Consider the following 11267-nt stretch of genomic DNA (forward strand, 5'->3'; position numbering starts at 1 on the left):
CGCGCCTCAGCGGGGAATCGCGGTGCTCGCCAGCATCCCGGTGTCTGCGGCGCTGCAGTTCAGCGCCACCGCGTAAGCGATCACCGTGTCGGGCGTGTCACCCGGCATCACCAGCACCACCCCCGGGCGGGCATTGACGTCAACCGGTTGCGCGCCGAGCACCTGCGCGGACGTTGGATAACCCAGTCCGGCCAGGCAGGACGCCCGCTGGGCCACATTGGCGAGTGCTCCGAAATCGGGGGCGCGGTGCAGCAGCGCGCGGATCTCCTCGTCCGACAGCGGTATCACCGGAACCGGGGTCGAGACGGTGATGTGGTCGGCGGTCGCCGGGGTGCTGGCCGTCGGCGGCGGCTCGTCGAGCAAGGCGGTGGTGCCGACGGCGATCGCGGCCACCACCGCGCATAGGCCGGCGATACCGGCGATCAGACGGGCCGGGCGTACCGGGGGCCGGGCGGCGTGCGCGGCCCCCGCCGCCTCGGGCGCAGATGCAGAGACCGATGCGGCGCCGGTGGCTGCGAGATCGGCGCGTACCAGCTGCAGCGCCTGTAGCTGCTCGGCGGCCTGCGGGTCGCTGCGGATCTGCCTGCGCACCCGAGCGGCGGTGTCGTCGTCAAGCAGGCCCGCCTGCAGGTCGGCTAGGACCTCGACCGTCAGGGGCGGATCGTTGTCGTCGGACTCGACTGAAGTCATCGGCCCCAGTGTCCGTCATGTTGGTGAGTGCGGTGGCGGCGGCATCCAGGTAGCCCAGCAGCCGCGCTAGGCGGACTCGGGCCCGCGCGCAGCGGCTCTTGACCGTCCCCTCGGGCACGCCCAGCAGCTGCGCGGTCTCGGCGATCGAATAGCCGTGCATGTCGACGGCGACCACCGCGGCCCGCTGCTCGACGGGAAGTCGCATCAGTGCTCGGTGCACCACAATTGCCGTCTCTACCTCGGCGGTGCGGTCGGCGACCGGATAGGTGTCCTGCAGGGCCACCGTCGGCCGGGCCTTGGCGCGGCGCAGCCGATCCAGGCAGGCATTGAGCGCGATGCGGTGCAGCCAGCTGCTGACCGCGGCGTCGTACCGGAAGGAGCCGGCGCTACGGTGCGCCGACAGCATCGCTTCCTGCAGCGCATCGTCGGCATCTTCAGCCGACATGCTGACGAGCCGGGTGAGCCGGTAGAGCTGGTGACGATGACGCCGGAACAGCGCGGCGAATGCGTGCGGGTCGCCGGCCACATGGGCGGCTAGTAGTTCGGCGTCGCTATCTGGGCGCGGGTTGGTGGTTCCCCAGAACCTCACCGCCGGACCGTAACCAATCGCTGCCCGCCCGGCACTTCACCTGGGCCAGGGCTCAGGAGGCGGCCTGGACGGTGAGCTCGGAGATGTCGGCTTCGCTCTTGCCGTCGGTGGTGCCCAGAGTGGAGATCCACACCAGCAGGTTCGAGGTCGGCGACGACGCATTGACTTGGATGGTGTTCGGGCCGGGTTTGAGCGCGGTGGCCGGGGTCAACACCGTGGTGTCTTCCAGCTTCGACGGGTTCGCCGTGCTGGATGACCGGATCTCGACCTTGGTCCCGGTGCTCGAAATGTTGAGCGTGACCGCGCCGACCGTGGTCGGGCGAGGCAGTTGCAGCAACAAGCCGACCCCGCTCTTGAAGCCCGGGAACGGGACGGAGTCGGAATAGGTGTCGGTATGCCATACGGTGCCGGGATTGCCGTCGATGGCGTTGCCCGCCTCACCGGGGTTGTCCGCGTCGCCGCCAGGGGAGAAGACGGTGGCCTTGGTGGGCTTGACGATGCTGCCCGACGGGGCGGGGCTGCCCGGCGACTCCGAGGCCGCGGATGACGTCGGGTTGTTCAGACCCAACTGCTCTCCTTTGATGCCGCTGCCGACGTCGCCGAAAATCTTGCTGACCACCGAGGCCAGCACGAGCAGCGCGACCAGCAGCACCGCGGCACCCGCGCCGACGCCGATCAGGATGTTGCGGCGGCGGCGGGAGTACACCTCGTCGTCGCGCGCGGCAGCCCGTCGCGGCGCCGCGGGGGCGGGTGGTTCGGCGATCGGGCCCAGCACCTCGGTGCGGTCGGCGACCGCGGTGGCCTGCTGCAGCAGGTTCAAAAGCGTTGAGGCACTGCGTATTCCGCCGTCCTCCTGAACGGATCGGACCGCGACCGCAGAGATCTGGAAGGGGATGTCACGGTCGACGGCGGTGGGTTCGACGGGCTGACCGTTTGCATCGCGCTCGGCGGGTGCCAACCCGCTGCGCACCCCCGACTCGGGCAGCGGCCACCGGTTGACCAATAGGGCATACAGCGAGGCGCCGATCCCGCGGATGTCGTCCTCGGGGTTCGCGTCCGGCATGGTCGCCGGGTAGGCCAGCACCACGTCACCGTCGATGCTCACCCGCACCCGGCTGGGATGGTCGATCGACAACGCCACCCCGGCGCGGTGCGCGGCATCGGCGGCCGCGGCCAGCGACTGCATCGCCCGGACTGCTCCCACCGGCGACGGCGAGGTGTCGGCGACTTCCTGGAGCGAACCGCCGCGGATCCACTCGGCGACCACCAGGCCCCCGGATCCGGTGTGCACCACATCCAGGACCCGGGCAATGCCGGGCTTGTCGATCCGGCTCAGGCGCAGGGTGCGAGACAGGATTTCTTGCAGGACGTCGTCGGGCAGCGAACCCTCGGGGTCGACGAAGACGAGCGCCACCTGCCGGTCCAGCGCGGTGTCCATCGCTTGCCAGAAGTGCAGGGGTGGCGTGCCGCCGTGCGAGATGAGCAGTCGATAGCGGCCGTTGGCGATGCGGGCACCGGGCACCAGGTTGTGATCGTCGGGCGGCGGTTCCGGTGCGCGTTCGCGCGGCGCGTCGAACGGTAGCGGTCCGCGCTGGTCCGCCGCGCCGCCGTTGCGCTGGTCGCGGATGCGTCCGGGTCCCCGCTCGACCGGGATGTCGGGCTGGAAGTCGTCGGCGCGTGGCCGCGGCGGTTCCTCGCCCTTCGGCGAGTCGGGAAAGGCGCGGGGCAAGGCGCTATCCGATGAGCGGTCGGTCACCCCCAGTCCTTTCGCTATCCCGGCCCTGGTCACCGGAGGTGTGCGCCGGATCGGTTCCTGGCTGACGGCTTCCCCCGGCAGGGACGGATTTCTTTGCTCAGGGTACGTGACCGAATGGCGCCCGGACGAGACAGTGGCTGTGGCTGGTCCCGGTTGGACGCGCCGGTTTGCGGTGGTCGCTCCCAGCCGACGCCGGACAGCGGCCACCGCCGCCTGCGCGTCGGGGACCTGTGCGGCGAGCAGCACGGCAATCAGGATCGGCACCATGATGATCGCCAGCGCGAACAGCCGTAGCAGTGAACCCATGCCGCCGTGGGCGGTCCAGCGGTCCAGTCCGAGCAACCGGTCGGCGACGTGGGCGACCAGGCCGGCGAGCAGCGACGCCGAGATCGTCACCAGGATGGTGCGGATTTCGCCGAGGCCGATCAGCCCGCCGCCCTTGGGCCGCAGACTGCGTCGCAGCAGGATGTGCCCCACGATCGCGCCGGCCAGGAAGCCGAGGCCGTTGGCCGTCCCGAGATAGCCGGCCACGAGTTGTTTGTTGCTGGTGACGTGCGGCGCGGCCAGCGAGCCGGCGATCTTCACCAGGGTGATCACGATGATGATCACGATCGGCGTCCACGGCTGCTCGCGGGCGTAGAACACCCGCAGTTGCAGCAGCACCAACGCGTAGGGGATCAGCGTGAAGGCGGACAAGGCGATGGCCGCGCCGAGGTACCCGGCGTCGACCTGCCCGAAATGCCCGTACGCGAACAGTGCGCTGCCCATGGCAGGACCCCCGACGGTCATGAACGCCACTGCCGGTATCAGGCTGATCATCGTGAGCCGGGTCGCCAGCGACAGGTCGGCGAGCACCGCAGGAATGTCATCGGCGGCGGCGTTGCGGCTCAACCGCGGCATCACCACGGTCAGGACGGTCACGCCGATGATGCCGAACGGCAGCATCAGCACCAGCCATGTGTAGTTGTAGATCGCCGGCCCGGAGGCGGCCGCTGTGCTGGCGATCTGGTTGCCGACCACCAAACCGAGCTGACTGATCAGCACGTAAAGCACCATCGCGGCGGCCATCGTGCCGAAGCGCTTGAGCCGGTCGTCGAGTCCCCACAGCGGGCGCAGGCTGATGTGCTGGCGCGCGATGGCCACCAGCAGCACGGCGGTCTGCGCAAACACTCCCAGCGTGGTGCCGATGCCCAGCACCAGCAGTTTGGGGTTGCCCATCTCGACGGGATCCACCGAGAGTTCGCCGGGCACGGCCAGATACACACCCAGCGTGGCGATCGCGACGATGTTGTTGACGACGGGCGCCCAGGCGGGCGGCCCGAACACGTTACGGGTGTTCAGGATCGCCATGAAGACCGAGGACAGCCCGTACACCAGCACCTGCGGGAGCAGCAGGTAGGCGAAGGCGGTGGTGAGCGGTTCGTTGACCTCCGGGTCGCGGCCCAGCATCAACCGCACCAGCAGCGGTGCGGCCAACACCGACAACGCGGTGGCGATGATCAGCAGGGTGGTGGCCAGCGTGACCAGCCGGCGCACAAAGTTCGCGCCGCCGTCCGGGTCGTCCTGCTCGGCGCGGGCGAGCACCGGCACGAAGATGGCGGTGAATGTGGCTTCCAGCACCAGGGCCGCCACCAGGTTGGGCAGCTGGTTGGCCACCGAGAACGAGCTGGACAGGGCCGCGCCCAGGATGGCGGCCAGCAGGACGATCCGGGCGAATCCGGTGAGCCGGCTGATCAGGGTGGCGAACGCCATGCCCCAGGACCGGGAGACCAGGGCGGCGTCAGACAGTTCCTCTTGGCGGGGCCGCTGCGGGGGTGCGGGCTGCCTGCGCGGCAGGTGCTGCGGCCGACCCTGCGGCGGTGGTTGCACCCGCCGGGGTGCGGCGGTCATACGCGATGCTCTTCGTGAACCCGATGGTCGATTACCTGGCGCTGCTCGACGGGCCGGAGGCGGTTGCCGGGCGGCGGGTCGGGGCGGTCCAGGTCGGCGCGGTCTGGCTGGCCGCGGAATCGGTGCCAGAGTCGTCGGCCGGCCAGCGTGACCAGGACCGCCGCGGCGGTGAGCGTGATCGCGAACAGGACCTTCCCGTAGGCGTTGGAGTGCACCGAGAGCCGGACCGGTTCACCGAGCGTCGTTCCGTCGGGAGTTCGCAGCCGGACGTCGATGGCGACCCGCTGGGTGAAGTTGACTTCGATCGGCACCCGCAGCGGCAGGTATCCGGGCGGCAGCTCGATCTCGCCCATGTCGGTGACCGTCATGCCGGGCGGCGCGTTGACCTGGAGCCGGACTCGGATCGGAACGGCCAGACCGTTATGTAGTGCGAGCGGTAGCGGGCTGTGCTCGGTGGCCAGCGTGTAGGAGCCGCCGGGGTTGACGATCGTGACCGAGCCGAAGAAGTCGTCGATCGTGGTGCCGACCACCGTCAGCCGCTGCTGCGCCAGGCCGTTGCGGGTGTCCGGCGGCACCGACTGGCTGAGCGCCCGCAGCATGTCCTCGCGCAGTGGCGCGGTGTACTGCGGTCCGGTCAGGCCGGTGCGCTCGTCGGTCATCAGCGCCGAGGTCAGCTTCCACAGCCGGCCCACCTGTCCGGAGACCTGGTTGGTGATGTCGTCGCCGAACCGGCCCCGGGCCGATGGATAGGCACCGGGCGGCTCCGGCGGTTCCGTGCGCGCCGCCGCGTCGGCGACCAGCGCGGGCAGCGGCCGTGGTACCGCCAGACCGGAGCGGATGGTGGTGGCCAGCGCGGTGAGGATGGACTGCGCGTCATCGCCCTGCGGGGTCCACGACGCCGGCGGCACCAGAATCTGGGTACGCGGCGCGGCCTCCGGTGTCAGGCTGCGCCACAGCATGGCGCCGAGGGCGTCCTGGCGGCGCGCGGTGCCTGAATCGTGGGTGAGCCGGATCGACAGCGCGGGGTCCAGATACGTCGGCACGGTCGGGTTGGTCCCGGCGCCGGCCAGGGCGGCGCCGACGGCAGGATCGAACGGCGCGGCGACCACCCGCGGGGACAGGCGGCGCGGCGCGGTGTCGGCGCTGTCGTGGGTCCCGTCTTGGGCGGTGAAGTCGGCGGCGGCGACGGCGACCGTGCTGTCGTTCGCGTTGAGCAGGGTGACGGCGCGGCTGGTCAGGGGACCGTCTGGCAGCAGGGCGGTACCGCGCACGGACGCGACGTCCAGGATTCGGTCGACGATGTCGCTGGTGCTGACGGTGGCGGTGGAGCTCAAGCCGGGATCGTTGACCCGTTGCAGGGCGTCCAGGTCGGCCTGCGCGTAGGGCAGCGGCGCCACGCAGGTGCGGTGCGCCAGTGCCCGCAACCGGTTGAGCCACAGCGTCGCGGCGGCCTGACCGGTGCCCGGATGGGTGGGCGTGCCCGGCAACTGGGCGGCGGCCTCGGGTGAGTTCGACACGACGTAGCCTGCGGTCATCGCGTTGACAGTGACGATGAGGTCCGGATCGATCGCCAGGCAAAGCGCGCGGCCGACGGCGCCGTCGGGATCGACGTCACGGCTGGTAGCCAGCTCGGCGGCGGACAGCAGCGTATCCAGTCGGCCGCCATTGGCCAGCGAGTTGGCGAGGTCGTCGTCGACGAGGCGAACTGGAATGGTGCCGCCGGGCACGCCGGGGGCCAGCCGGGGGCGGTCGGCCAGCGGCCACAGCATGGTGATCCACACCGGCTTGGTGGTCTCGGGAGCAACCGCGGACTCGATGTTGCCGCCCTTGTCCGGCGGCACGCCCACCACGGGAAGCAGGAAGCGCGCGTTGTCGAGGCGCGCGGGTGCGCCGTAGTCGGGGGTGCCGTTGGCGTTGACCAGCAGCGGGTAGATCCCGGGCGCGGCGATGGCCAGCGAGGGCTTGGTCAGCGAGCGCAGTGGCGCGGACAGGGTGAACCCGGCCTGCTGTCCGCGCTGTAGTTCCGGGGCCACCGTGAGAAAGTCCGCGGCGGGCTCGTACTGGTCGGTGTTGCCGTCGAGCGAGGTGCGCAGGCCGGCCGAAGCAGTGACCGCCGATGCGTGCTCGAGCCGGACCATGACGTCGCGGACCGGGCGATCGCCGATGTTGATGACTATGCCGCTGACGGTGACGATGGGATCACTGGTCGTGGTGACGACGTCGGGGGTCACCTGGTCTATCCGGACCTGGACGAAGGGGGTGGCGGTCGGCTCACCGGCGCCGGCGCGCGGCGTGGTGGCGGGTGCGGTGAGCAACACGGCGAAACCGGCGACGATGCCGATCACTGCCGCGAACCGCACCAATTTTCTCCAGGAGGCGGTCACGGCCCTCGCCCGTGACCGTTCTTCTTGCCCGGCTCGGGATCGTTGGCGTGACGGGTACGGGAATGGGTCTGCGGCCGGCGCCGCGGGGAACTCGGCGGCAGCGGGGGCAGCGCCGCTTCGCCGTCGTTTTGCAGCTTGTCGATCAGCTCGTCGGCGACTTCGGCCAGGCGGCGTTCGTCGGCGTAGGCCAGCCGGGACGGCAACTCCCGGATCGGCACCCACGCCACCTCGGCGACCTCGAGGTCCTCGTCGCACAACTCCCCACCCAGAAACCGCATCAGATAGTGGTGCACGGTCTTGTGCACCCGTCGGCCGTCGGTGACGAACCAGTAGTCGATGCGTCCCAGGGCGGCCAACACGCTGCCCCGGATCCCGGTCTCTTCGGCGACTTCGCGAATGGCGGTCTGCTCGGCGGTTTCGCCCATTTCGATGTGGCCCTTGGGCAGCGACCAGAGCATCCTGCCACGCCTGTCGATGCGACCGATCAGAGCGGCCACCTGTGACTCGCGCGGGCCGTCGATGCCGTCGATCACCAGACCGCCGGCAGAGGTCTCGTGCACGGTGCGCATGCGGTCGGTGCCGCGGCGTTGCCGGGCCCGGCTCTGGGCGGCGGTGGCGGGGTGGGTGTGGTGTCGGCGGCCGGCTGGCCGTTCGTATTCTTGTCGGCCGAGCGGCCGGCCGAGCGGTCGGCCGAGCGCACACCGCCACCACGACCGCGACGCCGTCCGCGACGTCGGCGTGGTTTGGCCTGTTCGCCGTCCGACACCCAAGCGATATTAGCTGGCACGGGCCGGTCTTCCGGATGCACTCGCCGTCGACCGATACCTTTGATCACTTCTGTCGCCGCGGCCGCATGTGCCACATCAGTCTCTCCGGAGGGCGGCACCCTTGTTGCCCGGCTTGGAGCGACAGTGTCGGTGCCGTGACCCCGGCGTGCGCTGAGTCACCCGGCTGTCCCGACTACGCTGACCGAACGTGGCTGAACTCGCCCAAGATGCTGAACTGCTGACCGCGGCCGCGGTCGCATTGCACCAGCACGCCGCCCTGCTGGGGGAGCTGGGGGCGGCGTTCGCGGGTGCCGGACACGAGCTCTACCTGGTCGGCGGTTCTGTCCGGGACGCGGTGCTGGGCCGGCTGAGCCCGGATCTGGATTTCACCACCGACGCCCGGCCCGAGCAGGTGCAGAAGATTGTGCGGCCGTTGGCCGATGCGCTGTGGGATACCGGCATCCAGTTCGGCACCGTTGGGGTGGGCAAAGACGACCACCGCCTGGAGATCACCACGTTCCGCGCCGACACCTACGACCAGGTCTCGCGCAACCCCGAGGTGCGGTTCGGCGACCGGCTCGAGGACGACCTGGTACGGCGCGACTTCACCGTCAACGCGATGGCGGTCCGCATCACCGCCGACGGCCTCGGAGAGTTTCTCGATCCGCTCGGCGGCCTGGCGGCATTGCGCGCCCGGACGCTGGATACCCCGACGTCCCCGGAGGTGTCCTTCGGCGACGACCCGCTGCGGATGCTGCGCGCCGCGCGGTTCGTTTCCCAACTCGGCTTCACCGTGGCGCCCCGGGTTCGCACCGCGATCGAGGAGATGGCCCCGCAGCTGGAGCGGATCAGCGCCGAGCGGGTGGCCGCGGAGTTGGACAAGCTGCTGTTGGGCAAGGACCCGGTGGCCGGCATCGACCTGCTGGTGCAGACCGGGATGGGCGATGTAGTGCTGCCCGAGATCGGTGGCATGCAGATGGCCATCGACGAACACCACCAGCACAAGGACGTCTACCAGCATTCGCTGACCGTGCTGCGCCAGGCGATTGATTTGGAGGACGACGGCCCCGATCTCGTATTGCGGTGGGCCGCACTGCTACACGACATCGGTAAGCCCGCCACCCGCCGGCACGAACCCAACGGGGGAGTGAGCTTCCACCACCACGAAGTGGTCGGCGCCAAGATGGTGCGCAAGCGGATGCGGGCGCTGAAGTACTCCAAGCAGATGATCGACGACGTGTCGCAGTTGGTGTATCTGCACCTGCGGTTCCACGGCTACGGCGAGGGCAAGTGGACCGACTCGGCGGTGCGCCGCTACGTGACCGACGCGGGGCCGCTGCTGCCACAGCTACACAAGCTGGTGCGCGCGGACTGCACGACCCGCAACAAGCGCCGGGCCGCGCGGCTGCAGGCCAGCTACGACCGGCTCGAGCAACGCATCGCCGAGCTGGCCGCCCAGGAGGACCTGGATCGGGTGCGCCCCGATCTGGACGGCAACGAGATCATGCGGCTGCTTGACATCCCGGCCGGCCCGCAGGTTGGCCAGGCGTGGCGGTTCCTCAAGGAGCTGCGCCTGGACCGGGGCCCGCTATCCGCCGACGAGGCGACCGCCGAGTTGTTGGCGTGGTGGAAGGCGCGGCAGGACGGCTAGCGCGATGCCCCGACAAGTTGGCGCCTTGGCGTTGACGCCGACAATCCGAGCCTGACGGGGGAACCCCGCGCCTTGCCGGCACATCCAATCAGGCATGGACTACTGCCTGGCAGCAGATGACGGCACGGCTTCGATCTGGACTCGTCCGTCCGATCTGGACCTCGACGGGGACGGCAACTTCGACGCGATCGGTCTGGACCTCGATGGCGACGGCATGCGCGACGATGCGCTCGCCGACCTGGACGGGGACGGCTTGGCCGATCACGCCGTCTTGGACGTCGACAACGACGGCTCGCCGGAAAGCTTCTTCGTCGACGATGGATCGGGCACTTGGGCGGTTGCCGTCGACCGGGCCGGGCACGTGCGATGGTTCGGCCTGGACGGTGTCGAGCACACCGGCGGCTCGCTGGTGGACTTCGACGGCAGCGGCCCCGCTGACGACCGACTGATCGATGCGAACGGCGACGGGCTGGCCGATAGGGTGCTCTGCAACGGTCCGGACGGCCTCAGTGGATATGTCGATACCGACGGCGACGGCCGCTGGAATGTTCGGCTGACCGACAGTGATGGCGACGGAACCGCCGACGGCGCTACCACCCTTTGAATTCAATCAATTTCGCACAGCTAATTGAAACAATCGTTCACTGGATAACCCCAAACCGTTTGTGGGACTGACCGTTATCGCGCACTGCGTTTGACAGTGCGCGGGTTCTCGTGTGCACTAAGCAGCCTGTTCCTCGTCTTAGGGCGGTTATACGGCGACTGAAGTGACAGGCTGTCGCACCTGGTCTAGTTTTACCCAGACCCTGGCTCGGGGAGTGCATTGAATTGAGGGAGACGTAAATATGGCAAATACGACAGTTGTTACTCCGGAACTGTTACGCAGTACTCAACAGCGGATTGAGACCCGACTGCAAGAGGCGGCCGTGATCGCCAACCAGTATTTGAGCGGTCACGAGAACATCATCGGGGCCACCGGATGGGCGGGCGACGCCGGCTCGACTTCGCTGAGCACGGCGGGCCAGATTCACCACGATCTGCAGCAGATCATGGCGGGCGGCCACCGTCTGGCCAACGGTCTGGGTCGGGCGGCGATCCTGATGGAGAACCACGAAGCTGACGCAGCCCACAACCTCAACGGCGTCTTCGGCGGGGGCACGCAGGCGGTCTGATTCGCACACCGACTCTTCAACTCTTCCTAAAAAACGACCGACCTGACCACGTAAGGAATCAACCGCCATGACAGATCACATCGTCTACAACCACGGCGCCGTAATCGGCTTCGCGGGTGAAGTCGGGGCGCAGGCTGCGCAGCTGATGGAGATCCACGCTGACGTCCTGCACCTCACCCAGGCACTCGGCGACTTCTTTCAGGGGCACGGCGCCACCGCCTTCTTCGACGCGCAGCAGCAGATGCTGCGGGGACTGGAAGACATGATTCAGACCGTCAGTCGGCACGGCCATACCGTGCACAACGTCGACGAGATGGCGCAGGCGACCGACGCGCAGATGGGCGCTCTATTCACCTAGCTATTGCGAG

8 protein-coding genes and 1 pseudogene are annotated in these 11267 nt (G+C 69.1%); 4 read left to right on the forward strand and 5 right to left on the reverse strand.

The window, feature by feature from the left end; all coding sequences use genetic code 11:
* Positions 1-6: 6 nt before the first annotated feature.
* From BN972_RS21480 to BN972_RS21500, 5 genes and pseudogenes are all read right to left on the reverse strand, one after another.
* Complete coding sequence (locus tag BN972_RS21480; protein WP_036362329.1) at positions 7-690, reverse strand: hypothetical protein; 684 nt, start codon at positions 688-690, stop codon at positions 7-9.
* Positions 611-1279, reverse strand: coding sequence for an RNA polymerase sigma factor SigM (sigM, locus tag BN972_RS21485; RefSeq protein ID WP_080697060.1), 669 nt, complete (start codon positions 1277-1279; stop codon positions 611-613). The genes BN972_RS21480 and sigM overlap by 80 nt, the downstream gene beginning before the upstream one ends.
* 52 nt (positions 1280-1331) lie before the next feature.
* The gene (murJ, locus tag BN972_RS21490; protein WP_080697061.1) at positions 1332-4925 is read right to left on the reverse strand and encodes a murein biosynthesis integral membrane protein MurJ; all 3594 of its coding nucleotides are present in this window, start codon (positions 4923-4925) and stop codon (positions 1332-1334) included.
* Positions 4922-7309 carry a hypothetical protein gene (locus BN972_RS21495; RefSeq protein ID WP_036362332.1) on the reverse strand — a complete coding sequence of 796 codons (2388 nt, stop codon included), beginning with the start codon at positions 7307-7309 and terminating at the stop codon, positions 4922-4924. The genes murJ and BN972_RS21495 overlap by 4 nt, the downstream gene beginning before the upstream one ends.
* Positions 7306-8075, reverse strand: a pseudogene (locus BN972_RS21500) (NUDIX hydrolase). The gene BN972_RS21495 and the pseudogene BN972_RS21500 overlap by 4 nt, the downstream one beginning before the upstream one ends.
* A gap of 209 nt (positions 8076-8284) precedes the next feature.
* On the opposite strand from BN972_RS21500, the gene BN972_RS21505 reads away from it, so the two are divergent.
* The 4 genes from BN972_RS21505 (at position 8285) to BN972_RS21520 (ending at position 11257) form a co-directional block, all read left to right on the forward strand.
* Complete coding sequence (locus BN972_RS21505) at positions 8285-9727, forward strand: CCA tRNA nucleotidyltransferase (RefSeq protein WP_036362338.1); 1443 nt, start codon at positions 8285-8287, stop codon at positions 9725-9727.
* Between the two features lie 94 nt (positions 9728-9821).
* Positions 9822-10331 (forward strand): hypothetical protein, encoded by a 510-nt coding sequence (locus BN972_RS21510; RefSeq protein ID WP_036362341.1) that lies wholly within the window; start codon positions 9822-9824, stop codon positions 10329-10331.
* A gap of 241 nt (positions 10332-10572) precedes the next feature.
* Positions 10573-10899: a WXG100 family type VII secretion target gene (locus BN972_RS21515; protein ID WP_036362344.1), complete on the forward strand. Its 327-nt coding sequence runs from the start codon at positions 10573-10575 to the stop codon at positions 10897-10899.
* 67 nt (positions 10900-10966) lie between these two features.
* Positions 10967-11257, forward strand: a complete 291-nt coding sequence (locus tag BN972_RS21520; RefSeq protein ID WP_036362347.1) for a WXG100 family type VII secretion target — start codon at positions 10967-10969, stop codon at positions 11255-11257.
* Positions 11258-11267 lie beyond the last annotated feature (10 nt).

Source organism: Mycobacterium asiaticum DSM 44297 (assembly GCF_000613245.1).
In the GTDB taxonomy this organism is placed as follows: Bacteria; Actinomycetota; Actinomycetes; order Mycobacteriales; family Mycobacteriaceae; genus Mycobacterium; species Mycobacterium asiaticum.